Consider the following 23,376-nt stretch of genomic DNA (forward strand, 5'->3'; position numbering starts at 1 on the left):
TTGACATCTAAACTATCTAAGCCTAAATTATCCCTATCGGCAGCGTTCACATATGGGGAACAAGCATGCGCATCGTTTGTATTGGCGGCGGCCCGGCCGGGTTGTACTTCGGTCTGTTGATGAAGGGCCGTAACCCGGCCTACGATGTCACGGTAGTCGAGCGCAACCGCCCCTACGACACCTTCGGCTGGGGCGTCGTCTTCTCCGACCAGACGCTCGGCAACCTGCGCGCCGCCGACGCCCCCAGCGCCGACGCGATCCTCGACGCCTTCAATCACTGGGACGACATCGAGATCAATTTCCGCGGGCAGCAAATCCGTTCGTCGGGTCACGGCTTTTGCGGCATCGGCCGTAAGCGCCTGCTGAATATCCTGCAAGCGCGCTGCGAGGAACTGGGCGTGAAGCTGGTCTTCGAAACCCAGGTTACGGACGACAGCGTCTACGAAGCCGATCTGATCATCGCCTGCGACGGCGCCAACAGTGCGATCCGTCAAAAGTACGCGGCCACGTATCGCCCCGCCGTCGACATGCGCGATTGCCGCTTCGTGTGGCTCGGCACGAAAAAACTTTTCGACGCTTTCACCTTCGCCTTCGAAGAAACCGAATTCGGCTGGTTCCAGGCGCATGCCTATCGTTTCGACGATCAGACTTCCACCTTCATCGTTGAAACGCCGGAGCGCGTGTGGCGCGCCGCCGGTCTCGACGAAATGAGCAAGGAAGACAGCATTGCCTTTTGCGAAAAGCTGTTCGCCAAGTATCTGGACGGCAATGCGTTGCTGTCGAACGCGGCGCATTTGCGCGGCTCGTCGCAATGGATTCGCTTCCCACGCGTGGTCAACGAAGAATGGGTGCATTGGCGCGGCAACGCGGACGGCACCCAAACGCCTGTCGTCCTCATGGGCGACGCCGCGCATACTGCCCATTTTTCGATCGGCTCGGGTACCAAACTCGCACTCGAAGATTCGATTGAACTCGCCAACAGCATCCGCACGCATCCCGGCGATCTCGCCGCTGCCTTGAAGCACTATACGGACGTCCGCAGCATCGACGTATTGCGTATTCAGAATGCCGCGCGCAATTCGACGGAATGGTTCGAGCATGTCGACCGCTATACGTCGTTCGAGCCGGAACAGTTTGCGTATTCGCTGCTCACGCGCTCGCAGCGCATTTCGCACGAAAATCTGCGTGAGCGCGACGCCAACTATCTATCCGGCTTCGAAGACTGGCTGGCCAGGCGCTCAGGCGTGGAGCGCGCGCCGGAGAAGCATTCCGTGCCGCCCATGTTCACACCCTTCACCTTGCGCGGCATCACGTTGAAAAACCGCGTGGTGGTGTCGCCCATGGCGCAATATTCGGCGGTGAACGGCATTGCGGGCGACTATCACCTGATGCATCTCGGCGCCCGTGCAATGGGCGGTGCGGCGCTCGTCATGACGGAAATGACCTGCGTCTCGCCCGAAGCGCGTATCACGCCCGCGTGTCCCGGCATGTATGCGCCTGAACATGTCACCGCGTGGAAGCGTATTGTGGATCTCGTGCACCGTCAGTCGGATGCGAAGATCGGCATTCAGCTCGGCCATTCCGGCGCGAAAGGCTCGACACGCGTCGCATGGGAAGGCATCGATCAACCGCTGACGGAAGGCAACTGGCCGCTCGTCTCGGCATCGCCGCAACAATATCTGCGCGGCGTCAGCCAGCATTCGCGCGAAGCCACGCAAAACGAGTTGCGCGAAATCGAAGCGCAATTCGTCCGCGCTACGCAAATGTCCGCCGAAGCAGGTTTCGACTGGCTCGAACTGCATTGCGCGCACGGCTATTTCCTGTCGAGCTTTCTGTCGCCGCTGACCAATCATCGCACTGACGAATACGGCGGCTCGCTGGAGAATCGCCTGCGCTACCCGCTGCAGGTTTTCAAGGCGATTCGCGCGGTGTGGCCGCAAGACAAGCCGATTTCCGTGCGTATCTCCGCGAACGACTGGGTCGAAGGCGGCACGACGCCCGACGACGCGGTCCAGATCGCGCGAGCCTTCAAGGCGGCCGGCGCCGACATGATCGACGTGTCGTCGGGCCAGGTCAGCAAGGAAGAAAAGCCCGTATTTGGCCGCATGTTCCAGACGCCGTTCGCCGACCGCGTTCGCAATGAAGCGGGAATCGCGACCATCGCGGTCGGTGCGATCTCCGAGGCGGATCACGTGAACAGCATCATCGCCGCAGGCCGCGCGGACCTGTGCGCGATTGCCCGCCCGCATCTGGCCAATCCCGCCTGGACGTTGAACGAAGCAGCCAAGATCGGCTATTTCGACGTGACATGGCCGAAGCCCTATACCGCGGCGAAATCGCAACTCGAACGCAACCTTGAACGCGAGCGCGCCCAAGCCGCTGCGAACGTGGGTCTGTCGCCGCAAGAACGTGCGCAACGCCCCGAAGGAACCACGTGAACACACTCCATTCGACGCTCGCCGGGCAGCACGCAGTGGTCACGGGGGGCGGCAGCGGAATTGGCGCTGCGATTGCAGAAGCCCTGCTACGCGCCGGCGCGCGTGTCACGTTGATGGGCCGCAACGCGGAGCGGCTCGACGCGCAGCGCGAGAAATGCAGCGCATTGGGCAACGTGGCTTGCATCAGCGTCGACGTCGCGCAAGAAGACTCCGTTGCGAATGCGTTCCGCGAAGCCGGCGCGGTCGATATCCTCATCAACAACGCGGGGCAGGCGCAGGCCGCACCGTTCATCCACACCGACATGGCGCTCTGGCAGCGCATGCTGGACGTGAACCTCACCGGCGTCTTTCTCGGCACGCGCGCGGTATTGCCCGGTATGCTCGAACGCGGTCATGGCCGCATCGTCAACGTGGCAAGCACGGCAGGACAGATCGGCTATGCGTACGTCGCCGCTTATTGCGCTGCGAAGCATGGCGTGATCGGTCTCACGCGTTCGCTTGCGCTGGAAGTGGCGACCAAAGGCGTCACTGTCAACGCCGTGTGTCCCGGCTATACGGAAACAGAACTGCTGCACGCATCGCTTGAACAGATCACCAGCAAGACTTCGCGCACCGAACAGCAGGCGCGCGAAACCTTGCTTCGCTCGAATCCGCAACATCGCTTCGTGAGTCCCGAACAGGTCGCCAATGCAGTGCTTTGGCTCTGCCAGCCCGGCTCGGACGCCGTCACGGGGCAATCCCTTTCCGTCTCCGGTGGAGAAGTCATGTGACCAAGTCAACGAACATCAGGAAGCCCGCAGCGGCGGCTGAAACGAAACCGCCGCGCAAAGGCGTCGCCAAACCCGCGGAGAACGTCGTGGACCTCGAAATGAGCACGGGCGCGGATAGTCACATGGGCTTGCGTCTGTGGCTGCGCATGCTGACCACGACCAATCTCGTGCAGGCCGAATTGCGCAAGCGCTTGCGCAACGAATTCGATACCACATTGCCGCGTTTCGATTTAATGGCGCAGTTGGAGCGTCATCCGGAAGGCCTGAAGATGACCGAGCTTTCCCGTCGTTTGATGGTGACGGGCGGCAACATCACCGGCATTACGGATCAGCTCGAGAAAGAAGGACTCGTGTCACGCGACACCGACCCGAACGACCGCCGCTCGATCAGCGTGTGCCTGACACCGGCGGGTCGCAAGGCGTTCGACAAGATGGCGGTCGCGCATGAGCAATGGGTGGTCGAACTGTTCGGTGGTTTGAGCCTCGATGAAAAATCGCGCACTCATCAGCGCCTCGGCAAACTCAAGAAACATCTGCTCGACAGTCTGAAAGACTGATTCGCATCGAAACGAGGAGACATTCATGACACGATCCAACGCCGACGCCCTACTGGCCGGCAACCGCCTCACGTTGGCGAACCATGAAGCGCGGCACTTCGGCTGGTCGGTCGCCGACAAAGTCGCGACGATCACGCTGAATCGCCCTGAACGCAAGAACCCGCTGACCTTCGAGTCGTATGCGGAATTGCGCGACCTGTTCCGGCAATTGACCTATGCGACCGACGTCAAAGCAGTGGTCATTCACGGTGCAGGTGAAAACTTCTGTTCCGGCGGCGACGTGCACGACATCATCGCGCCGCTGATCGATCTGCCCATGCCGGAGTTGCTGCTCTTCACGCGCATGACCGGCGATCTCGTGAAGGCCATGCGCCATTGTCCGCAGCCGGTGATCGCGGCCGTCGACGGCGTTTGCGCCGGTGCCGGCGCCATCCTCGCGATGGCGTCCGACATGCGGCTCGGCACCGCCCGCAGCAAGCTCGCCTTTCTGTTCTCCCGCGTCGGCCTCGCCGGCTGCGATATGGGTGCCTGCGCGATCCTGCCACGCATCATCGGCCAGGGGCGCGCCGCCGAACTGCTCTTCACTGGCCGCTCGGCAAGCGGCGACGAAGGCCACGCATGGGGTTTCTACAACCGGTTGTGCGAACCAGCCGCGCTGCTTGAAGACGCGCAGAAGCTCGCAGCCGATCTCGTCGCCGGTCCGACCTTCGCGCATGGCATCACGAAGAAAATGCTGCATCAGGAATGGAGCATGAGCATCGATGAAGCGATCGAATCGGAAGCGCAAGCGCAGGCGATCTGCATGAGCACGCGCGATTTCGAACGTGCATATAGCGCGTTTGCTGCGAAGTCGCGTCCTGTGTTCGAGGGAGACTGAATTGAGCGCCCACACCGAACCGGATCTGCATAGCGCGCTGGCGTGGCCGTTCTTCGAGCCGCGCCATCGCGAACTGGCCGCGGGTATCGAAGCGTGGTGCCACGCGAATCTCTCGCACCAGGATCACAAGGACGTGGACGCCACCTGCCGTCATCTGGTACGTGAACTCGGCGCGGCGGGCTGGCTGACATATGGCGTGGGCGGCGTAGCCTACGGCGGCCACGGCGACACGATCGACACGCGCGCCGTCTGCCTGCTGCGCGAAACACTCGCCAAACACTCCGGACTCGCGGACTTCGCGCTGGCGATGCAAGGACTCGGTTCGGGCGCCATCTCGCTCGGCGGCACGCACGAACAAAAGACGCGCTATCTGCCGCGCGTCGCCAACGGCACGGCAATCGCGGCGTTCGCGCTGTCCGAGCCCGACGCTGGATCGGACGTCGCCGCCATGGCGCTCGCCGCTCGCGAAGACGGCGACGCCTACGTGCTCAACGGCGACAAGACGTGGATCTCCAACGGCGGCATCGCCGATTTCTATGTGGTGTTCGCGCGAACCGGCGAAGCGCCGGGCGCACGCGGCATCAGCGCATTCATCGTGGATGCGGATACGCCGGGGCTGGAAATCGCCGAGCGCATCGACGTGATCGCGCCGCATCCGCTCGCGCGTTTGCACTTTGCTGGAGCGCGCGTACCGCGCAGCCAGATGCTCGGTGCGCCCGGCGAAGGCTTCAAGCTCGCCATGCGCACGCTGGATATTTTCCGCACGTCGGTGGCGGCGGCATCGCTTGGCTTCGCGCGGCATGCGATGGCCGAAGGTCTCACGCGGGCCGCTTCGCGCAAGATGTTCGGGCAGACGCTCGGCGATTTTCAACTGACGCAAGCCAAACTCGCACAGATGGCCTTGACCATCGACAGCAGTGCGTTGCTGGTCTATCGCGCGGCCTGGTTGCGCGACCAGGGCGAAAACGTCACACGCGAAGCCGCGATGGCGAAATGGCACGCGAGCGAAGGCGCGCAACAGGTGATCGACGCCGCCGTGCAACTCTATGGCGGCATGGGCGTGCAAAGCGGCACGGCCGTCGAGATGCTGTATCGCGAGATTCGCGCGCTGCGCATTTACGAAGGCGCAACCGAAGTACAGCAACTGATTGTCGGACGCGATCTGTTGAAAGCACATGCTGCCGCCACTGCCGGAGCCCATACGCAATGAGCGCATCTTTCGAACGGCCCGTGCGGATCCGCTTCTCGCATTGCGACCCGGCGGGCATTGTGTTTTTTCCGCAATATCTGGTGATGACCAACGCGCTGGTCGAAGACTGGTTCAACGAAGGTCTGCATATCGACTACGCGCAGATGATCGCTCAACGCCGCGTCGGCTTGCCGATCGTCAAACTCGATTGCGAGTTTTCGCGGCCGAGCCAGATGGGCGAAACGATCACGCTGACGCTCAAGGTCGAGGCGATCGGCCGTCGCTCGATCAGGATCGAGATTGTCGGCCATTGCAACGGCGAAACCCGCTTCCGCGCGAAACAGGTGCTCGTCACGACTTCGCTGGAAATCGGCACCTCCATTGATATTCCCACCGACATCGCGAGCGCGCTCGCGACGTTCGCCCCACAGCCCGACTCCATTGAGGCGCATCGCTCATGAAAAAAGCTCTTCTCCCCGCCGGTTGGGTCAAACCACGCGGCTACGCGAATGGCGTCGCGGCGACCGGCACGCAGGTGTTCATTGCCGGCCAGATCGGCTGGGACGAACAGGCGCGTTTCCAGACGACCGACTTCGCCGCGCAAGCCATCCAGGCGCTCAAGAATGTGATTGCCGTTTTGCACGAAGCGGGCGGCAAGCCTGAGCACCTAGTGCGATTGACGTGGTACGTCACCGACAAGCGCGAATATCTCGCGTCCTTGAAAGACATCGGCCGCGCGTTTCGCGAATTGATCGGCGACTACGACATCGCGATGAGCGCGGTGCAGGTCGTCGCGTTGATCGAAGACGAAGCGAAAGTCGAAATCGAGGCGACCGCCGTGGTCCCGCAGTAACAGAGCAACAAAGCACACGAAAAGAAACCACCAAGCCAACCGAAGCGCATTTAGCCGGCTCAACGCCCGGGAGACCATGATGGAACCGTCAGCACACGTCGATACCTTCGCGCGCGACAATCTTCCGCCGCAGGATCAATGGCCTGTCTTTCTGCTCGACAACCCTGACGTTGCCTACCCGGCGCGCTTGAACTGCGCGACGGAGTTGCTCGACAGAACCATTGAGGCGGGCCACCGCGATCGTCCCGCGATCTGGTCCGATGTGGACGGCGCCCCACGCGCCACGACGTATGGTCAACTGTTGGCGCTGGTGAATCGCAGCGCGCATGTGCTGGTCGATGAAATGGGGCTAAAGCCCGGCAACCGTGTTCTGCTGCGTGGGCCCAACTCGCTGCATATGGCCGTGACGGCACTCGCGGCGCTCAAGGTCGGCCTCGTCGTGGTGCCGACCATGCCTTTGCTGCGAGCCAAGGAACTGAAACAGATCATCGACAAGGCGCAGGTTAGCGCGGCGTTGTGCGACGCCCGCCTGACCGCCGAACTGGCACGCTGCACCGATCCGCAAGACGAATTCTATTGCGCCGGCCTGAAGCAAACGCGCCTCTTCCACGACGACGCACCGGATTCGCTCGACACGCTCGCGATCAACAAGCCCGACCACTTCACCGCGTGCGACACCGCCGCCGACGACGTCTGCCTGATCGCCTTCACCAGCGGCACGACGGGCGCGCCGAAGGGCTGCATGCACTTTCATCGCGACGTCGTCGCCATGTGCGATCTGTTTCCGCGTCATGTGCTCAAGCCCACGGCGAACGATATTTTTTGCGGCACGCCGCCGCTCGCGTTCACGTTCGGCCTTGGCGGCTTGTTGTGCTTTCCGTTGCGCGTGGGCGCTTCCACGGTGCTGATCGAGAAGCTCACGCCCGAAACTCTGTTGCAGACCGTGGAGCGGTTTCACGCGACCGTCATGTTCACCGCGCCCACCTTCTACCGGCAAATGGCGCCACTGGTTGCGCACCACGACATCTCGACCTTGAAGAAAACCGTATCGGCGGGAGAAGCGTTGCCCGATTCGACGCGGCGACTCTGGCACGACGCGACCGGTATCGACATGATCGACGGTATCGGCGGCACCGAGTTGATCCACATTTTCATTTCGGCGCAGGGTGACGAGATTCGCCCGCATGCGATAGGACGCGCCGTGCCGGGTTACGTGGTGCAGGCCGTGGATGACGACATGCAACCGGTCGCGCCCGGCACGATCGGCAAGCTCGCGGTGCGTGGCCCGACCGGCTGCCGCTATCTCGCCGACGAACGGCAAATGAAGTTCGTGCGCGACGGCTGGAATCTGCCCGGCGATTCGGTCTATCTCGACGAGGACGGCTATGTGTTCTACCAGGCGCGCGCCGACGACATGATCGTCTCCGCCGGCTACAACATCTCCGGCCCTGAAGTGGAAAGCGTCCTGCTGCAACACGACGCGGTGTCCGAATGCGGCGTGATTGGCGTGCCCGATGAAACCCGCGGCCAGATCGTCAAAGCGTTCGTCGTGGTCAATCCCGGTTACGTCGCGGACGGCAAGCTGGTCGCGCAACTACAGGATTTCGTGAAAACTAGCGTGGCGCCGTATAAGTATCCACGCGAAATCGTTTTCGTCGATGCACTGCCGCGTACCGAAACCGGCAAGCTCAAACGGTTCGAGTTGCGTACGATGGGTTAGTGCGCATTTCCCGGGCAACCATCCTGCACGGGAGCGCAGACTCACCGCATGGCCGCCACTTTCATGGCGGCCATGTCGATCAATCCGCGAACGATTAAACGTTCGATATGCGGTCGATGGCGAGATCGAGAAACGCCCGCAATCTGCCCAACCTGCGCAGATCGCGATGGTAGCCAAACCACACATCTCGTCCTGGCGGCGCTTCCCCAAGATCGATTCGTTCGATCCCGGCGGTGTTGTCGCCCAACGGGCAAGGCAGAACAGCCAGCCCGCCTCGTTCCGCGCACATGCGCGCCTGCGCCTCGCGGTTGTTGCTGCCGAAAGCCACATGCGCGTTCGGCAAAACTTCACGCAGCCATTTCACGTCGGGTAGCGTTTCAAAGGCGCTGTCCATGGTGAGCAGCGCGTATCCCGTACCGTCGCCGCGCTGCGGCGGCACGATGTTCAACGGGCCGTACAACGCGTAGTCCATTTTGATGAACTTGCGCTGGATGACGTCGGCTTCATCGAACGGCGTGATCCGGAATAGCAGATCGGCGTCGCGACGCGCCAGATTGAGCCGCCGCGAATCGGTCACGAGTTCGATCGACACCAACGGGTTCACACGCAGAAACTCCGCGACGACCGGCGTCAACACATGCACGCCAAACCAGTCGGACGACGAAATCCGCAGCAAGCCGGTAAGTTGCTGTTGCTTCCCCGCTAACGCGCGCTCGAACGCGTGCGCTTCGTCTTCCATCCGCTCGGCAGTGGCGAACACCGCGGAGCCCTCTTCCGTCAGCACGAAGCCGTCCGCTGTGCGCTGAAACAGCGTCTGCCCGACCGATGCCTCCAGCATCCGCAGCCTGCGGCCGATAGTCGGCTGGGTCTGGCCAACCTGCCTTGCGGCGCGGCCCAACGTTCCCTCGCGGGCAATTGCCAGAAAGATCCGAACGTCGTTCCAGTCCATATAAACCCATGCAATTTTGTTTAGACAACGTGCAAAAACGTCGATTTACATACTTTCTCGCATGAACCACTATTAATCAAGCCGTTCCGGCACACCATCGAGAGAAATGTCATGACTATGCAAGCGCTTGTGCTCAACCGTTACAACGGTCCTCTGGAACTTACCGACCTCCCGACGCCGACAGCCGAACGCGGCCAGGTCTTGGTGCGCGTGAAGGCTGCCGGCCTCAATCCGCTGGACACCAAAATCCGCTCGGGTAACGCCGCGCATGCGAAGCACCCGCTGCCGCTGGTGCTTGGCATCGACATGGCCGGGACTGTCGAGGCAGTCGGCGAAGGCGTGAGCGGCTTCAGCGTCGGCGATGACGTGTACGGCATGACCGGCGGCGTGGGTGGCTTGCAGGGCTCGCTTGCGCAGTTCCAGGCCGTGGACGCACGATTGCTCGCTCATAAGCCGAAGAATCTCTCGATGAAAGAGGCCGCGGCGATTCCTTTGAGCTTCATCACATCCTACGAAGGCATCGCGGACCGGGCGAAGTTGCAGGCGGGTCAAACGGTGCTCGTGCAGGGCGGCGCAGGAGGCGTCGGCCATGTTTCGGTTCAGCTGGCGATTGCGATGGGCGCACAGGTCTTCGCGACGGTCAGCGCAAAGGATCTGGACGTGATCAAAGCGTATGGCGCTACGCCGATTGACTATCGTGCGAACTCGGTCGAAGCGTATGTCGATGCGTTGACCCAAGGCGAAGGGTTCGATCTCGTCGCCGATACCGTGGGTGGCGCGTCACTCGATGCTTCGTTCAAAGCCGTTAAGCAATTTGGTCACGTTGTCAGCGCATTGGGCTGGGGAACGCATGCGTTGGCTCCGTTGTCTTTCCGTGAGGCCACGTATTCGGGTGTCTTTACGCTGTCGCCGCTGCTCACCGGCAAACATCGCGAGCACCACGGCGACATGCTGCGTATAGCGGCCCGACTCATCGAGGAAGGCAAGCTGGTGCCGAAGCTGGACTCACGCAGTTTCGACTTCGGCAACGCGGAGCTTGCTTACCAGTCGATTGTCGATGCGACGAACACCGGAAAGATCGTGGTCGACGTGGACTAAGAACCGGGCGGGAATGTACCGTACGACGAAACGGTCGCGCATTCGCGGGATTTCGGGAAAAATAGCGAGGCGTCGTAGAGATACCCTCGCGTCATCGTTATGCCGGTGCATTGCCGCATACCGAAACCGGCAAACTCGAACGCTTCGAGTTGCAGACGATGGCCTGGCTCACATTCCCCAGGCAATCATTTTGCGTGGGATCGTTTTGCATGGGAGACACACCGCATGACCGCCTCTTTCATCGAAGTCGTCGCCCAGGATGGCGGCCGGTTCAACGCCTACATCGCCCGTCCGGCGCAAGGGTCGGGACCGGGACTCGTGCTGCTGCAGGAAATTTTCGGCATCAACGACATCATGAAGGCGACGGCCGACCGCTTCGCCGAAGAAGGTTACGTCGTGCTGGTGCCGGACCTGTTCTGGCGGATCAAACCGGGCATCGATCTTGGTTATGGCGAGGCCGACATGAAACAGGCGCTCGATTATCTCGGCCAGTTCGACACAGACCTGGCCATCGACGATATCGCCGCCACCATCGCGGCGTTGCGCACCCTGCCCGAACAGGCCGGCAAGGTAGGCACAGTGGGTTACTGTCTTGGCGGCAAGCTCGCGTTCCTGAGCGCCGCGCGCACCGATATCGACTGCGCGGTCAGCTACTACGGCGTGGGCCTCGAAGCGTATCTGGATGAAGTGCCGGCGATTCGCTGCCCGATGGTGTTTCACTTCCCCGAAAACGACTCGCACTGTCCGCCGGCAACCCGCGAACGGATCAGCGCGGCGTTACGTACGCGGCCGCAGATCGAGCAATACGTGTATCCCGGTTGCGATCACGCGTTTGCCGCGCCGTCGCGCCCGCAATACGACAAACCCGCCGCGATGATGGCGTATTCGCGCACGCTTGCGCTGCTGCGCAAAGTGCTGGGGCCCGTCTATGATCTCAACGCGCTGTGGGAAGCTCACTGCTATTACGAGTTCGCCACGCGCGACGTGGACGCCGTCATGCCGACCATGGTCGCGCAGCCCTACGTCAATCACGTTCCGACCATGACCGGCGGTGTCGGCCATGACAACCTGAAGCGCTTCTATACGCATCACTTCGTCAACTCGAATCCCGCCGATACGAAGCTGATTCCGATTTCGCGCACCATTGGCGCGGATCGTATCGTCGATGAATTCATTTTTAGCTGCACACATAGCTGCGAGATCGACTGGTTACTACCGGGCGTCGCTCCAACCGGTAAGTATTTCGAGGTGCCCATGCTGGCTGTCGTGTGTTTTCGCGGCGACAAGCTCTATAACGAGCACATCTATTGGGATCAGGCTTCCGTACTCGTGCAGGTCGGCTTGCTGAACCCCGAGGGACTGCCGGTCGCCGGGATCGAAAGCGCGCGCAAACTGCTCGACGAAACGCTGCCGTCCAATCAGTTGATGGGCGCCAAATCAAGCGTGTGAGCTGCGACTAGAGGCCTGCCTCTGCACAACGTCCTTATGATGTGACACTTCATTGGCCAACATCCCCCGACCCATGCTGACCGTTCATCATCTGAACAACTCCCGCTCGCAACGCGTCTTGTGGCTGCTCGAAGAACTTGGCGTTCCCTATGAGATCAAGCGTTACGAGCGCGATCCGGAAACGATGCTCGCGCCGCCCGAGTTGCGCGCGGTGCATCCGCTCGGCAAGTCGCCCGTCATTACCGACGATGGCCAGACTATCGCCGAGTCGGGCGCGATCATCGAATACCTGATCGACAAATACGGGCAGGGACGCTTTGCGCCGGCACCTGCCACGCCGGAGCGGCTGCGTTATACCTACTGGCTGCACTACGCGGAAGGTTCGGCGATGCCGCCGCTGCTGCTCAAACTCGTCGCGCTGCGCATTGCCAGCGCGCCGATGCCGTTCTTCGCCAAGCCAATTGCGCGCAAGATCGCCGCCACACTGCAATCGAGTTTTATCGATCCGCAGTTGAAGCTGCACCTCGGCTATATCAATCAGGAGTTGAGCAAGACCGGCTGGTTCGTCGGCAACGACTTCACGGCGGCGGACGTGCAAATGAGTTTTCCGCTCGAAGCCGCCACGGCGCGCGGCGGCATGGAAGGCCAGATTCCGGCGGTGGTGGATTTTCTCAAACGCATTCATGCAAGACCGGCTTACCAGCGGGCGCTGGAACGTGGCGGCAAGTACGAATTGCTTGGCGGCGATTGAGATCTGCGCGGCCCTGGAAATCGTAGTTGTGGGCCAAAAGTCGCGGATGCTAGACTGGAAAATCCCATTGTCGGCAACGCGTGTCGTCAAGCGCGTTTTTGACGACACGTTTTGTTAGCGCGTTTCGTCAGCGCGTTTCGTCGTCAACGCATGGCCCACTGGCTGGTCGGCGCAGCGCCGGGTTGCGTTTCTCTTGGCGCGGTGCCGACTTCAGCAGCCGCGCGTCCGGCATCCATCGACCACGGCCAAGGAGCCGCCCGCATGACCCATTCCATCCACGGCAACAAACGCTGGCTTGCACTGATCGTGCTGTGCCTCGGCGTGCTCATGATCGTGCTCGATACCACGATCGTGAACGTTGCGCTGCCGTCCATCGCGGCGGATCTCGGTTTTACCGAAACGTCCCTCGTGTGGGTGGTCAATGCGTACATGCTGACCTTCGGCGGCTGTCTGCTGCTGGGTGGACGGCTCGGTGATCTGTATGGACACCGCAAGTTGTTTCTTATCGGCATCACGTTGTTTACGTTGGCGTCGCTTGCGTGCGGCATTTCGAACTCGCAAGTGCTGCTCGTGTGCGCGCGGGCCGTTCAAGGTGTGGCGGGCGCTATCGTCTCTGCTGTTTCGCTATCGCTCATCATGAATCTGTTCACCGAACCCGGCGAGCGAGCGAAAGCCATGGGCGTGTACGGCTTCGTGTGCGCGGGCGGCGGCAGCATCGGCGTGTTGCTCGGTGGGTTGCTCACCAATCTGCTGAGCTGGCACTGGATCTTTCTCGTCAATCTGCCGATCGGCATCGCTGTGTACGCACTGTGTGTTGCGCTGTTGCCGTCGGCGCGCGGGCATGCGCATGGAGAGAAGCTCGACGTGGCCGGCGCGGTGTCCGTCACCGTTTCGCTGATGCTCGCCGTCTATGCCGTCGTGAATGGCAATGAAGCTGGCTGGACTTCGGCGCAGACGCTCGGCTTGCTGTTCGCCGCGTTGACGCTGCTTGCCGTGTTTCTGGCGATCGAATCGCGCGTCCAGCATCCTTTGATGCCGCTCGGTCTGTTCCGCTTGCGCAATGTTGCGACCGCGAACGTGGTCGGCGTGCTGTGGGCGGCTGCAATGTTTGCGTGGTTCTTTATTTCCGCGCTGTATCTGCAGCGCGTGCTCGGTTATCGGCCGTTGCAGGTCGGGCTCGCGTTCTTGCCGGCTAATCTGATCATGGGGTTCTTTTCGCTTGGGCTGTCGGCGCGGGTGGTGATGCGCTTCGGCCTGCGTGTTCCGCTTGCGGTAGGGCTGCTGGTCGCGGCGTGCGGTCTTGCGTTGTTCGCCCGAGCGCCGGTTGGCGGCAGCTTTGTGCTCGACGTCATGCCGGGGATGATTTTGCTGGGCTTCGGCGCCGGTATTGCATTCAATCCGATGCTGCTGGCCGCTATGAGCGATGTCGATCCGAGTGATTCAGGACTCGCGTCCGGAATCGTTAATACGTCGTTCATGATGGGTGGCGCGCTTGGGCTTGCGGTACTGGCGAGTCTTGCTGCGGCGCGGAGTGAGGCGATGCAGGGGGCGGGTGATGCCGTGGCCGCGCTGAATAGTGGGTATCACGTCGCGTTTTTGTTCGGGGCGATTTTTGCGGCCGCGGCGGGGGTGATGGGTGGGGTGTTGTTGCGGACGGGGGTGGCGAGTGGAGTTCAACACGAAAGCCACGGCGGCCAGCACGCGCCAGCCACAGAAGGGCAGTCGAGAGCCGCTGGAAACAATGCCGCAAGCGAGAATTATTGAGCAGCCGTAGACCTGTTGCCGGGCGGCTGGGTTAGTACGTTTCGATTGGGACTTGTGTGGGAGCAAGGCACTGTTTGACGAAGATCTGTCCGAACGCGATCAGTCTGAGCATGGCGGCCAAGCCGCTTCGCTGTTGAAAACCGCAAGCACGATCAAATACGGCAGCCTGCGTCGAGCTATGCTGGTTCCATGCTGACATGAGATCCCACATGAACCCGGTTGGAAAAGCGCTGTGGTTTATCGAAAGCCACTTTGCCCGCGAGTTGTCACTGGAAGACATCGCCGACTGCGGATGCGTGTCGCGCTTTCACCTGGCGCGCGCCTTCGAAGCGGCCACGGGCTTTTCGGTGATGCGCTATGTTCGCGCGCGTCGGTTGAGCGAATCGGCGCGGCGCCTGGCGAGCGGCGCACCAGACATTCTCGCGGTCGCCATCGAAGCCGGCTACGGTTCTCACGAGGCATTCACGCGCGCATTTCGCGAGCAATTCGGGCTCACGCCCGACGCGCTGCGCGCGCGTGGCCATCTCGACAATCTCGCCATCGTGGAGCCGATCAAAATGGACGAAACCCTGCTAGCCCATCTCGAACCGCCGCGCTTTGAAGACGGTAAAGCGCTTCTGGTTGCGGGTCTGAGCGAACGCTATACCTGCGAAACCTCCGCTGCGATCCCATCGCAATGGCAGCGCTTCAACCACTACTTCGGCAAAGTGCCGGGCCAGATCGGCAACGTGGCGTACGGCGTCTGCTACAACGCCGACGACGCGGGCAACATCGACTATCTATGCGGCGTCGAAGTCGGCGATTTCTCGGCATTGCCGGGCGAGCTGAGCCGCTTGCGCATTCCCCCGCAACGCTACGCGGTGTTCAGTCACCGCGAGCATGTTTCGGCCATCCGTCGCACCTGGAACACGATCTGGAATCAATGGTTGCCGGCATCGGGACAAGTGCCTGCGGATGCGCCGAATTTCGAGCGATATGACGAGAAGTTCGATCCGGTGAGTGGAATGGGCGGGCTCGAGATCTGGTTGCCGTTGAAGATATGATCGACGCGATTGTCGACACGCGGGTGGATGCGTATCGCCCCCCACCCACGCATAACCCGCACCCAACCCCACCTCATCAAACATCTCCCGCCCAATACGCGAACGTTGCATTAACGATCGCCGGTTGCAACAGGAAGTCGTGCGCCGCCTGCGCCAGATCTGCCCGCACGGGTTTGATCGTCCCGGCGGCCATCGCCAGCAAGGCGAGTTCGGCCGCGTTCTCCATCGAGACTGCGAGATAAATGCTTTCTTCAATCGAAGCACACGCACAGATATAGCCGTGATTGACAAGCAAAGCCGAGCGCCGGTCGCCTAATGCCGCGCTGATGATTCGGCCTTCTTCATCGTCGATTGGCACGCCGGGCCATTCCTCAAGAAAGCCGCAGTCGTTGTAGAACATGCAGGCGTCCATATGCGCGACCGGCAACGGTATACCCAGCATCGAGAGCGCGCTGATGTGTCGCGGATGCGTGTGCACAATCGCATGAACGTCCGGCCGATGTCGATAAACCCACGTATGAAACCTCACTGCCGGGTTCGGAGTTCCGTCGCCTTCCAACACCGTCAGTTCATCGTCCACCAGAATCATCGATGCGGGCGTCACCTCTGCAAAGCTTTTTCCGAGAGCCGGCGTCCAGTATCCGCGGTTCGACGCATCGCGCCACGTGATCTGACCGGCGAGACTCGCCATATGACCTTTCGCGTGCAGGATGCGGCAGGCATCGGCGAGTTTTTCGAGGGGGAAGGACGCTTGCGCGTTCCCGATGCCCGTAATGGTTGACCGTTGTTTCATTGAATCACTCTCCTTGCGAATGGCGCGGCGTTGGCGTCGTGGGGGCGCTTTTCATCAAACGTGTGCAAAGCACGGCGAGCGCCGCGAGTGCGCCGACATAGATCGCGATCGGCTGCAGACCGTGATATTGCGCCACCAGTGAAGTCGCCACGATCGGCGCCAGCCCGCCACCAATCGCCGCTGCAAACTGAATACCGATCGATATGCCGGAAAGCCTCACATTGACTGGAAACTGCGCGGCAAAGAGTGCCGACTGCGGACCGAATAGCAACGCATAGTTGAACCCTAGCGCAATAGCCACCGCAACCTGTAACGCCGTGAGGCTGCCGCTATCGATCCACCGCAGCAGAGGCACGACGCTAAGCGCCATGACGACAGCGCCGAACATATAGAACCGGCGTACGCCTACCCGGTCGGCCAGCCAGCCGAATAGCGGCAAGGTGACGATCTGGATTGCCGCGCCGATCATGACGGTCTGCAACACCGCGCTACGGCTGAATCCCAAACGCGTCGACGCGTAAGAAACCAGAAATACGGTGAGTACGTAGTAAAGCGTCACTTCGGGAAGCTTCGCGCCGATTGCCAGCAGCAATGACTTCTTATGACGCGTGAGCAGTTGCCACAGCGGCACGTCTACCCGTTGTCGCCCGCTTGCGGCTTTTTCGAAGGCGGGCGACTCACCAACGCTTCGCCGTACGAATGCGCCTAGCAAGACCAGCGCGATGCTGGCAAGAAACGGAATACGCCATCCCCAGCTTTGAAAAGCCTCTTCCGGCAGTCGGCTCAAGAGACTGAACGCCGATGTAGAAAGAAGTAAGCCGATCGGCGGACCCATTTGAGGCAGGCTTCCGAAGAGGCCCGCGCGACTGGACGGCGCATGCTCGACTGCCATGAGCACGGCTCCGCCCATTTCGCCGCCCAGCGCGATGCCTTGCAAAATGCGTAGCGCGACGAGCAGCACCGCGGACCACGTGCCGATCACGGCGAAGTTCGGTATCAGACCAATCGCAATGGTAGAAAAGCCCATCAGGAACAACGAGAAGGTCAGCACGGACTTGCGGCCGAGCCGATCGCCAAAATGCCCGAACAGGATGGCGCCGAGCGGCCGCGCGAACAGCCCGGTCGCGAATGCGCCGAACGACGCGAGTGTCGCGCTCGTCGGGTCGAGGTTGGGAAAGAACTGCCGGTTGAATACGAGCGCGGCGGCCGTGCCGTAGGCGATAAAGTCAAAGCCCTCGATGATCGATCCGACTGTGGCCGAGATGACCGCCTTATAGCGGGCCGGCAGCGGCGATCTGCGCGTTGTTGTGCTCACGCCTTCGAGCGCGGAAAACGGGTCGTTCACGGGTGATCTCCTCACTTCGGTGGTCGGCGGGAGGCGGCCGAACTGGCGTCAGTATTGGTCCGGTGAACGACGCGGGATATGTGCCCAGAAATAACTCTGGATTAACCTGAAGTTATCGCGCCTTGCGGGCCCGCGCGCAAGGCAATTTCAAGTGCGGCGTCGAACGCCCGCGACTGGCCGCGCACGCTGCGTGATATCGCGACCAGCCGGCGCGATGGGACCGCATTCAACGGCGTACGGCGCAGCCCACGATCCTCGACCATATCGCGCGGCAAGCTCTCCGGCAGGACAGTCACGCCGCCGCTGATCGACACGAGCCGCAAACTTAGTTCGAGCGAATCGCATTCGATATACGGCTGCACACTGCCGCCCAGCGATCGTTCGACCATGCGGCGCAACGCGTAAGGTTTTGGCGGAAGGATCAGTTTCAGCGCGGCCAGGTTGGTCAATGCATGCGCGTCTGTATCGTCGTCTGCGGCGGTGTACAAGGCCAGCCGCTCTTCGAAAAGCGGTTCGCTGATTAGATCCGGCACATCCACTGCGGTCTCGTAGACGAAGCCGATATCCGCTTTGCCGCGCTCCACGCTTTCGACCACGTTCGCGGAACTGTCGCAGTGAATGGTGAGGTGAACATCGGGATAGAGCGCGAGCATCTGACGGCTCAACTCCGGAACGAAATACGCGATCAACGTTTGAACGGTTGCAATGCGCAGCGTCCCGCCCTGCCGCGACAGATGCCCCGAATGTTCGAACGCGGCGTCGAGCGAATTCAGCAGCGGCTCGACTTTCAAAAAGAGCGCGTGACCGTCGGGCGTCAGCTGCATGCCGCGGCCGTGGCGAAGAAATAGCTTCGTGTCGAGCGCTGTTTCGAGTGCGCGAATCTGCTTGCTCAGAGCGGGCTGCGTGATAGCGAGAATCTCGGCTGCCTCGCGCAGCGAACTCGCCTTCGCTACGGCGACGAACATGCGCAATTGATTGTCCCGGCTGGCAAGCGTTTTCATAGAAAGGAGGATTGGTGGATGAAATGCCGCTGGCGTACATGTTACCCATCCGGTGAGCCGATCGCGGCGGGCAGCATCGATCGACTGCGGATGTTGTCCGTGCAGTCGATGATCACGGCATGGACACGGTTCTATGATTGTCGGCGCTTTATGAGCCGACCCCGATCAGGAACAAGACCGCAGCGAGACAGCGATTGTGGGTCGTCTGGAAGACTGTGCCCAATAAGCTATATCGAGCGATGCGGCGCTGCACCGCATCTGCTTCGGAATGCGCTTGCCGTTCGTTCCGAGCTCTGAAGATTCGCTGCGAACGACAAGCACAGGTTCAGGAGCGCACAGAGGGCGCCGCGGCTAACAAGCCGCGCAGAAACACCATGATCATATGGCCGATGGGTGCGTCGGAAAGCAGCGACCGCTGCAAAGCGAGGCCCTGCGAAAGCCCCATGAAGGACGCCGCCAAGACGGTCGGCGATTCGGGCGGCACTTTTTCCAGTCTGGCGAAGATCTGCCCGATGCAATAGGCAAGGCCATAACGGTGAGCGTCCAGCAACGCCTGTGAGGCTTCTTCAAAAACGGGATTGCGACGCCCCTGAAGCTTGAATTCAACGCCCAACACCGACCACTCGGGCTCGGCATCGAGTGTCTGCGCCCAGACTTCCAACGCGCTCAAAATGTCGTCCGCGGACGAGGATGGGTCATTCAACGTACGGACGATATCGCCCACTTGCGCCTTTGACCGCTCTCGCATCAATTCGACGAACAGCTCTTCCTTGCTCGCGAAATTCGAATAGAAAGCGCCCTGCGTGTAGCCTGCTTCGGCCGCGATATCTCTTAGAGAAGTGGCGCCGAAGCCTCGCTCGACAAACAGCCGCTTCGCCGCGGCAAGCAAATGCGTGCGCGTTTGCAATCGGCTTTCTTCGCGGCTCAGGCGCGGGGGTGGGGTCGCCTTCTTCATGGCCGGAAGGATATCAGTTGATATTTAAAATTCAACTGGCTATTATTACGAATCCATTTCGCATATCACTTGATATGCGAAATCAGGAGCCTCGGGTGGTCCTCTGAGCGTGCTTACGCAACGCGATGAGGGCGAGCCTGCGGAGTCAACTGCGAGCCAACCGCAAACACCAGGGCGCAATGCAACAACCTGGTCATGTACTACGGAAAGAAAGCATGAGCAGCAGGGTAAAGATGTTGAAGCAGCAACTCGCCCAACTCGATGAGCGGATATTGGTCGCCTGGCAGCAGGAACAGAAAGCCGCGATCGAACACGTCCGGCAGGTCATGAACTTCTTCAACCTTGTGCCGAACCAGTTGCGCGTCGACCGGCGCGGCAGGTACAACACCAGGCCGCCTCAAATGAAGTATCAGGACCCCGTCACCGGCGCGACGTGGAGCGGCCGTGGCCGCGCGCCTTCGTGGATCCGCAACCGGCGCTACGACGATTTTCTGGTTAAGCAGCCTGACGACGCCGGATCGAACTAAGGGTTGCAGACGTTCAAGCGTATTCCATGCGCCCTTGATCCGCGAGTTTGATAAGGATGTCTATCTCTTTGCGAATCATCATGGTGCGCACAGAGTAACGTCGATCAAGCCGCCCGCCCTCAGGCAAGCGTTCGAATCGAGTTGCTGATACCGCGCGCGCAATCGATCACGGCGGGGGCCAAGCGTGCTTCAGCTTCCGCCGGCGTCCACCGGCTCGTCGGCGCAACGACGTGAACCGCACCGACCGGCCGACGCTCCCCGTCGAGCACCGGCGCCGCGATCGTCATATCGCCGATGAACAGTTCCTCGCGGTTCGACGCATAGCCATTGCGCCGTCCGAGCGCGAGCCGCGTCACGATCTCGTCGATATCCGTTACGGTGTACTGCGTATGCGCAACGCGATCGCTCGCGAGCAGCAGCGCATGTGACTCGTTTTCCGGAAGCGCCGCGAGATACGCTCTCCCCGACGCCGTGCAGTACATCGGAATGCGGCTGCCGATCGGCATGTGAATCGGCACGAACTTCATACACACGAAGCGCGCCACGTAGACCATATCGACGCCATCCGGCTCGGTCAGATTGGTCGTCTCGCCGGTGACATTGGTGAGTTCGGAGAGAAACGGATTGGCGACGTCGATCAACGTGTCCGCAGCCAGATAGTTGAAGCCGATCTGCATCACACGCGGCGCCAGTTGATAGCGCCTGGTACGCGGATGCTTACGCACGTAACCGAGTTTCTCCAGCGTGTAGATCATGCGTTGCGCGGAGCTTTTGGTGATTGCCGTGGCCTCCGCGACTTCCGGCAATGTCATCGACCTTCGCTGTGCACTGAACGCGCGCAGCACCGCGATGCCCTTCTCCAGCGACTGATTGAACAGTGCGTCCGGCGTTTCCTCCGGTTCCGGGGGCGCTTCCGGCGGTGCGTTGAGCGTCTTGCGTGTCATGGAATCACCCAATTGTTCTCTATCGTTATTGACTCTAGCATATCGTATATCGATACGCAAATTTCATCCACCGATATTTTTGATTCGAATAATATGCACCAACTGATGGTTACCGATATTCCGAACGACCGTCGTCAACTCGTGGAGAGACTCATGTTCCAGTTCGCCAAACGCTTCGCCAGTGTCTTTGCAACAGGATTGCTGCTCGCCGGTGCGCCGGCCTTGTCCGTGGCCGCCACTACGTACGAGATTGGAGCGACGGCCACCGGTGTGCCGTTCACCTTTCTCGATGTGAAGACCAATTCGATCCAGGGCCTGCTGGTCGACGCGATCACCGCGACCGGCAAGGCGGCGGGCTTTGACGTGAAGATCGAACAAACCACGTTCTCCGCGTTGATTCCGTCGCTGACCACGAAGAAGATCGACATCATCTCGGCGGCCATGCTGAAAACGCCGGCGCGCGAGCAGGTCGTCGATTTCTCCGACACCGTGTACTCCTATGGCGAAGGCCTGATCGTGCGCGCCGACGACAAAGGACAGTACACGTCCATGGACGACCTCAAGGGCGAAGTGGTCGGCGCACAGGTCGGCACCGCGTTCGTCGATGCATTGAACAAGAAGGGCATCTTCAAGGAAGTGCGCACCTACGATTCAGTCGCCGACATCATGCGCGACGTCGCGCTCGGCCGCATCAAGGCGGGCTTCGGCGACCATCCGATTCTGGCCTACCAGCTTCAGCACAATCCCAATCCGCAATTGCGCCTCGTCAGTGGCTATCAACCGTCGGTGAAAGGCCAGGTGTGCTTCGTCGTGCGCAAGGGCGACACGGCGACGCTGGAGCAGTTGAATGCCGGCATCAGAAAGATCAAGGCCGACGGTACGCTCACGCAAATCGTCAAGAAGTGGCAGGTGGAATGACGTCGCTTTCCGAATAAGGAACGTCCGCCATGTTCTTCCAGAACGCCGTCGAGTTTCTGCCGATCCTGCTCAAAGGCGCGGTTGTCACGATCGAGATCACCTTCTGCTCGTTCGTTCTGAGTACCGTGCTCGGCCTCGTGCTTGCGCTGATGCGCGTGTCCAGCAACCGCATCGTATCGAACGCCGCCGCGACTTTTATCAACGTGATCCGCGGCCTGCCCATCATCGTTCAGCTCTTTTACATCTACTTTGTGCTGCCGGACCTCGGCGTGCAATTGTCGGCGTTCCAGGCGGGTTTCATTGGCCTTGGCGTCGCGTACTCGGTGTATCAGGCGGAGAACTTTCGCGCCGGCATTCAGGCGATCGATCACGGGCAGATCGAAGCGGCGCAGTCCATCGGCATGCGCGGCGCAATGATCATGCGGCGCGTGGTATTGCCGCAGGCGTTCCGGATCGCACTGCCGCCATATGGCAATACGCTCGTGATGATGCTCAAGGACTCGTCGCTCGCATCGACTATCACCGTCGCCGAAATGACGCGCGCCGGACAGCTCATCGCTTCGTCCACGTTTCAGAACATGACGGTCTTCACGCTGGTCGCGTTGCTTTACCTCGGACTCAGCCTGCCGCTCGTCTATGGATTGCGGCGACTCGAACGCCGTCTCGGACTGAAGGGAAAACGATGATCAAGGTCGACTCGATTCACAAGCGGTTTCACGATCAGCATGTGCTCAAAGGCGTCAGTCTGAGTGTCGAACGCGGTCAGGTCGTGTGTCTGATCGGTCCGTCCGGATCAGGCAAATCGACGCTGCTTCGATGCATCAACGGACTGGAGCGGCACGACGCCGGCACGATCACGGTGGAAGGCCAGGCCGTCGACGCAGCTTCGAAACAGATCCACGACCTGCGCGCGCAGGTCGGCATGGTGTTCCAGCGCTTCAATCTGTTTCCGCACCGTACCGCGTTGGAAAACGTGTTCGAAGGTCCGGTATTCGTGAGAAAAGAAGCGCGTGCACAGGCACGCGAGCGGGCCCGCCATCTGCTCGAGAAGGTCGGCCTCGCGCATCGCATGGACGCGTACCCCGCCGAGATGTCGGGCGGACAGCAACAGCGTGTGGCCATTGCGCGCGCGCTGGCCATGGAACCAAAAGCGATCCTCTTCGACGAGCCGACTTCGGCACTCGATCCGGAACTGGTCGGCGAAGTACTGGGCGTGATGCGCCAACTCGCCGACGACGGCATGACCATGATCGTCGTCACGCATGAGATGGGCTTTGCGCGCGAGGTCGCCGATCGCGTGTGCTTTCTTCATGACGGCACGATCCACGAGGAAGGCTCCGCCGCCGATCTGTTCGAACGTCCGCGCAATCCTCGCACTCGCGAGTTTCTCGGCAGGATGCCCACGCTTACCGACGCCCCCCGGATTTGAAAACAT

The 23,376-nt window shown here is 61.0% G+C and carries 23 protein-coding genes; 17 read left to right on the plus strand and 6 right to left on the minus strand.

What is annotated here, in order from left to right; translation table 11 throughout:
• The first annotated feature begins 65 nt into the window (after nt 1-65).
• The 8 genes from P0D71_RS15255 to P0D71_RS15290 all read left to right on the plus strand — a co-directional run bounded on the left by P0D71_RS15255 (nt 66) and on the right by P0D71_RS15290 (nt 8,404).
• Nucleotides 66-2,438: a bifunctional salicylyl-CoA 5-hydroxylase/oxidoreductase gene (locus P0D71_RS15255; protein ID WP_408480813.1), complete on the plus strand. Its 2,373-nt coding sequence runs from the start codon at nt 66-68 to the stop codon at nt 2,436-2,438.
• Entirely contained in the window at nt 2,435-3,208 is a 774-nt protein-coding gene (locus tag P0D71_RS15260) for an SDR family NAD(P)-dependent oxidoreductase (protein ID WP_408187448.1), read from the plus strand. Before P0D71_RS15255 ends, P0D71_RS15260 begins: the two co-directional genes overlap by 4 nt.
• On the plus strand, nt 3,205-3,765 hold the full coding sequence (locus P0D71_RS15265) for a MarR family winged helix-turn-helix transcriptional regulator (RefSeq protein ID WP_091805774.1): 561 nt from the start codon (nt 3,205-3,207) through the stop codon (nt 3,763-3,765). Before P0D71_RS15260 ends, P0D71_RS15265 begins: the two co-directional genes overlap by 4 nt.
• 25 nt (nt 3,766-3,790) lie before the next feature.
• Nucleotides 3,791-4,642 carry an enoyl-CoA hydratase family protein gene (locus tag P0D71_RS15270; RefSeq protein WP_408480814.1) on the plus strand — a complete coding sequence of 284 codons (852 nt, stop codon included), beginning with the start codon at nt 3,791-3,793 and terminating at the stop codon, nt 4,640-4,642.
• Nucleotide 4,643: 1 nt separating this feature from the next.
• Nucleotides 4,644-5,852, plus strand: a complete 1,209-nt coding sequence (locus tag P0D71_RS15275; RefSeq protein ID WP_091805768.1) for an acyl-CoA dehydrogenase family protein — start codon at nt 4,644-4,646, stop codon at nt 5,850-5,852.
• Nucleotides 5,849-6,292 carry an acyl-CoA thioesterase gene (locus tag P0D71_RS15280; RefSeq protein ID WP_091805765.1) on the plus strand — a complete coding sequence of 148 codons (444 nt, stop codon included), beginning with the start codon at nt 5,849-5,851 and terminating at the stop codon, nt 6,290-6,292. The genes P0D71_RS15275 and P0D71_RS15280 overlap by 4 nt, the downstream gene beginning before the upstream one ends.
• Complete coding sequence (locus tag P0D71_RS15285; protein ID WP_091805762.1) at nt 6,289-6,684, plus strand: RidA family protein; 396 nt, start codon at nt 6,289-6,291, stop codon at nt 6,682-6,684. Before P0D71_RS15280 ends, P0D71_RS15285 begins: the two co-directional genes overlap by 4 nt.
• A 79-nt stretch (nt 6,685-6,763) precedes the next feature.
• Nucleotides 6,764-8,404 (plus strand): AMP-binding protein, encoded by a 1,641-nt coding sequence (locus tag P0D71_RS15290; RefSeq protein ID WP_408480921.1) that lies wholly within the window; start codon nt 6,764-6,766, stop codon nt 8,402-8,404.
• Nucleotides 8,405-8,498: 94 nt separating this feature from the next.
• Here P0D71_RS15290 and P0D71_RS15295 read toward each other — a convergent pair whose 3' ends face one another.
• A complete protein-coding gene (locus tag P0D71_RS15295) occupies nt 8,499-9,353 on the minus strand; it encodes a LysR family transcriptional regulator (protein ID WP_408480817.1) in 855 nt (284 codons plus the stop codon).
• 111 nt (nt 9,354-9,464) lie between these two features.
• Here P0D71_RS15295 and P0D71_RS15300 point away from each other — a divergent pair, with 111 nt between their 5' ends.
• The 5 genes from P0D71_RS15300 to P0D71_RS15320 all read left to right on the plus strand — a co-directional run bounded on the left by P0D71_RS15300 (nt 9,465) and on the right by P0D71_RS15320 (nt 15,458).
• Nucleotides 9,465-10,451, plus strand: a complete 987-nt coding sequence (locus P0D71_RS15300; RefSeq protein ID WP_408480819.1) for a zinc-dependent alcohol dehydrogenase family protein — start codon at nt 9,465-9,467, stop codon at nt 10,449-10,451.
• Nucleotides 10,452-10,676: 225 nt separating this feature from the next.
• On the plus strand, nt 10,677-11,900 hold the full coding sequence (locus tag P0D71_RS15305; RefSeq protein ID WP_408480820.1) for a dienelactone hydrolase family protein: 1,224 nt from the start codon (nt 10,677-10,679) through the stop codon (nt 11,898-11,900).
• A gap of 73 nt (nt 11,901-11,973) precedes the next feature.
• On the plus strand, nt 11,974-12,651 hold the full coding sequence (locus tag P0D71_RS15310; protein ID WP_408480822.1) for a glutathione S-transferase: 678 nt from the start codon (nt 11,974-11,976) through the stop codon (nt 12,649-12,651).
• Nucleotides 12,652-12,912: 261 nt separating this feature from the next.
• Entirely contained in the window at nt 12,913-14,415 is a 1,503-nt protein-coding gene (locus P0D71_RS15315) for a DHA2 family efflux MFS transporter permease subunit (protein WP_408480824.1), read from the plus strand.
• A gap of 209 nt (nt 14,416-14,624) precedes the next feature.
• Nucleotides 14,625-15,458: an AraC family transcriptional regulator gene (locus tag P0D71_RS15320; protein ID WP_408187455.1), complete on the plus strand. Its 834-nt coding sequence runs from the start codon at nt 14,625-14,627 to the stop codon at nt 15,456-15,458.
• A 76-nt stretch (nt 15,459-15,534) separates the two neighbouring features.
• On the opposite strand, the gene P0D71_RS15325 is transcribed toward P0D71_RS15320, so the two are convergent.
• The 4 genes from P0D71_RS15325 to P0D71_RS15340 all read right to left on the minus strand — a co-directional run bounded on the left by P0D71_RS15325 (nt 15,535) and on the right by P0D71_RS15340 (nt 19,552).
• Complete coding sequence (locus P0D71_RS15325; protein WP_408187456.1) at nt 15,535-16,251, minus strand: aldolase; 717 nt, start codon at nt 16,249-16,251, stop codon at nt 15,535-15,537.
• Nucleotides 16,252-16,255: 4 nt separating this feature from the next.
• Nucleotides 16,256-17,596 (minus strand): MFS transporter, encoded by a 1,341-nt coding sequence (locus P0D71_RS15330; protein WP_408480826.1) that lies wholly within the window; start codon nt 17,594-17,596, stop codon nt 16,256-16,258.
• A 101-nt stretch (nt 17,597-17,697) separates the two neighbouring features.
• Entirely contained in the window at nt 17,698-18,597 is a 900-nt protein-coding gene (locus P0D71_RS15335) for a LysR family transcriptional regulator (protein ID WP_408480828.1), read from the minus strand.
• A gap of 325 nt (nt 18,598-18,922) precedes the next feature.
• Entirely contained in the window at nt 18,923-19,552 is a 630-nt protein-coding gene (locus P0D71_RS15340; RefSeq protein WP_408480830.1) for a TetR/AcrR family transcriptional regulator, read from the minus strand.
• 215 nt (nt 19,553-19,767) lie between these two features.
• Between P0D71_RS15340 and P0D71_RS15345 the strand changes: the two genes are divergently transcribed.
• Nucleotides 19,768-20,079, plus strand: a complete 312-nt coding sequence (locus P0D71_RS15345; protein WP_091805727.1) for an H-NS histone family protein — start codon at nt 19,768-19,770, stop codon at nt 20,077-20,079.
• 119 nt (nt 20,080-20,198) lie between these two features.
• Here the strand turns inward: P0D71_RS15345 and P0D71_RS15350 are convergent, their stop codons facing one another.
• Complete coding sequence (locus P0D71_RS15350) at nt 20,199-21,023, minus strand: IclR family transcriptional regulator (RefSeq protein WP_408187460.1); 825 nt, start codon at nt 21,021-21,023, stop codon at nt 20,199-20,201.
• Between the two features lie 153 nt (nt 21,024-21,176).
• On the opposite strand from P0D71_RS15350, the gene P0D71_RS15355 reads away from it, so the two are divergent.
• Genes P0D71_RS15355 through P0D71_RS15365 form a run of 3 tightly spaced genes read left to right on the plus strand, consistent with a single transcriptional unit; the run spans nt 21,177 to nt 23,370 of the window.
• The gene (locus P0D71_RS15355; RefSeq protein ID WP_091809055.1) at nt 21,177-21,941 is read left to right on the plus strand and encodes a substrate-binding periplasmic protein; all 765 of its coding nucleotides are present in this window, start codon (nt 21,177-21,179) and stop codon (nt 21,939-21,941) included.
• A gap of 29 nt (nt 21,942-21,970) precedes the next feature.
• Nucleotides 21,971-22,627, plus strand: a complete 657-nt coding sequence (locus tag P0D71_RS15360; RefSeq protein ID WP_091805720.1) for an amino acid ABC transporter permease — start codon at nt 21,971-21,973, stop codon at nt 22,625-22,627.
• Nucleotides 22,624-23,370, plus strand: coding sequence for an amino acid ABC transporter ATP-binding protein (locus P0D71_RS15365; RefSeq protein ID WP_408480831.1), 747 nt, complete (start codon nt 22,624-22,626; stop codon nt 23,368-23,370). The genes P0D71_RS15360 and P0D71_RS15365 overlap by 4 nt, the downstream gene beginning before the upstream one ends.
• Nucleotides 23,371-23,376: the final 6 nt, after the last annotated feature.

It is taken from the genome of Paraburkholderia sp. RL17-383-BIF-A (assembly GCF_046028015.1).
Lineage (GTDB): Bacteria > Pseudomonadota > Gammaproteobacteria > Burkholderiales > Burkholderiaceae > Paraburkholderia.

What these genes read in the sequence shown, in the direction of transcription:
- P0D71_RS15270 (WP_408480814.1), top strand. Translation starts at nt 3,791, where the DNA reads ATGACACGATCCAACGCCGACGCCCTACTGGCCGGCAACCGCCTCACG.
- P0D71_RS15300 (WP_408480819.1), top strand. Translation starts at nt 9,465, where the DNA reads ATGACTATGCAAGCGCTTGTGCTCAACCGTTACAACGGTCCTCTGGAA.
- P0D71_RS15280 (WP_091805765.1), top strand. Translation starts at nt 5,849, where the DNA reads ATGAGCGCATCTTTCGAACGGCCCGTGCGGATCCGCTTCTCGCATTGC.
- P0D71_RS15290 (WP_408480921.1), top strand. Translation starts at nt 6,764, where the DNA reads ATGGAACCGTCAGCACACGTCGATACCTTCGCGCGCGACAATCTTCCG.
- P0D71_RS15320 (WP_408187455.1), top strand. Translation starts at nt 14,625, where the DNA reads ATGAACCCGGTTGGAAAAGCGCTGTGGTTTATCGAAAGCCACTTTGCC.
- P0D71_RS15315 (WP_408480824.1), top strand. Translation starts at nt 12,913, where the DNA reads ATGACCCATTCCATCCACGGCAACAAACGCTGGCTTGCACTGATCGTG.
- P0D71_RS15360 (WP_091805720.1), top strand. Translation starts at nt 21,971, where the DNA reads ATGTTCTTCCAGAACGCCGTCGAGTTTCTGCCGATCCTGCTCAAAGGC.
- P0D71_RS15355 (WP_091809055.1), top strand. Translation starts at nt 21,177, where the DNA reads ATGTTCCAGTTCGCCAAACGCTTCGCCAGTGTCTTTGCAACAGGATTG.
- P0D71_RS15285 (WP_091805762.1), top strand. Translation starts at nt 6,289, where the DNA reads ATGAAAAAAGCTCTTCTCCCCGCCGGTTGGGTCAAACCACGCGGCTAC.
- P0D71_RS15345 (WP_091805727.1), top strand. Translation starts at nt 19,768, where the DNA reads ATGAGCAGCAGGGTAAAGATGTTGAAGCAGCAACTCGCCCAACTCGAT.
- P0D71_RS15350 (WP_408187460.1), bottom strand. Translation starts at nt 21,023, where the DNA reads ATGACACGCAAGACGCTCAACGCACCGCCGGAAGCGCCCCCGGAACCG.
- P0D71_RS15255 (WP_408480813.1), top strand. Translation starts at nt 66, where the DNA reads ATGCGCATCGTTTGTATTGGCGGCGGCCCGGCCGGGTTGTACTTCGGT.
- P0D71_RS15325 (WP_408187456.1), bottom strand. Translation starts at nt 16,251, where the DNA reads ATGAAACAACGGTCAACCATTACGGGCATCGGGAACGCGCAAGCGTCC.
- P0D71_RS15295 (WP_408480817.1), bottom strand. Translation starts at nt 9,353, where the DNA reads ATGGACTGGAACGACGTTCGGATCTTTCTGGCAATTGCCCGCGAGGGA.
- P0D71_RS15340 (WP_408480830.1), bottom strand. Translation starts at nt 19,552, where the DNA reads ATGAAGAAGGCGACCCCACCCCCGCGCCTGAGCCGCGAAGAAAGCCGA.
- P0D71_RS15365 (WP_408480831.1), top strand. Translation starts at nt 22,624, where the DNA reads ATGATCAAGGTCGACTCGATTCACAAGCGGTTTCACGATCAGCATGTG.
- P0D71_RS15305 (WP_408480820.1), top strand. Translation starts at nt 10,677, where the DNA reads ATGACCGCCTCTTTCATCGAAGTCGTCGCCCAGGATGGCGGCCGGTTC.
- P0D71_RS15335 (WP_408480828.1), bottom strand. Translation starts at nt 18,597, where the DNA reads ATGAAAACGCTTGCCAGCCGGGACAATCAATTGCGCATGTTCGTCGCC.
- P0D71_RS15310 (WP_408480822.1), top strand. Translation starts at nt 11,974, where the DNA reads ATGCTGACCGTTCATCATCTGAACAACTCCCGCTCGCAACGCGTCTTG.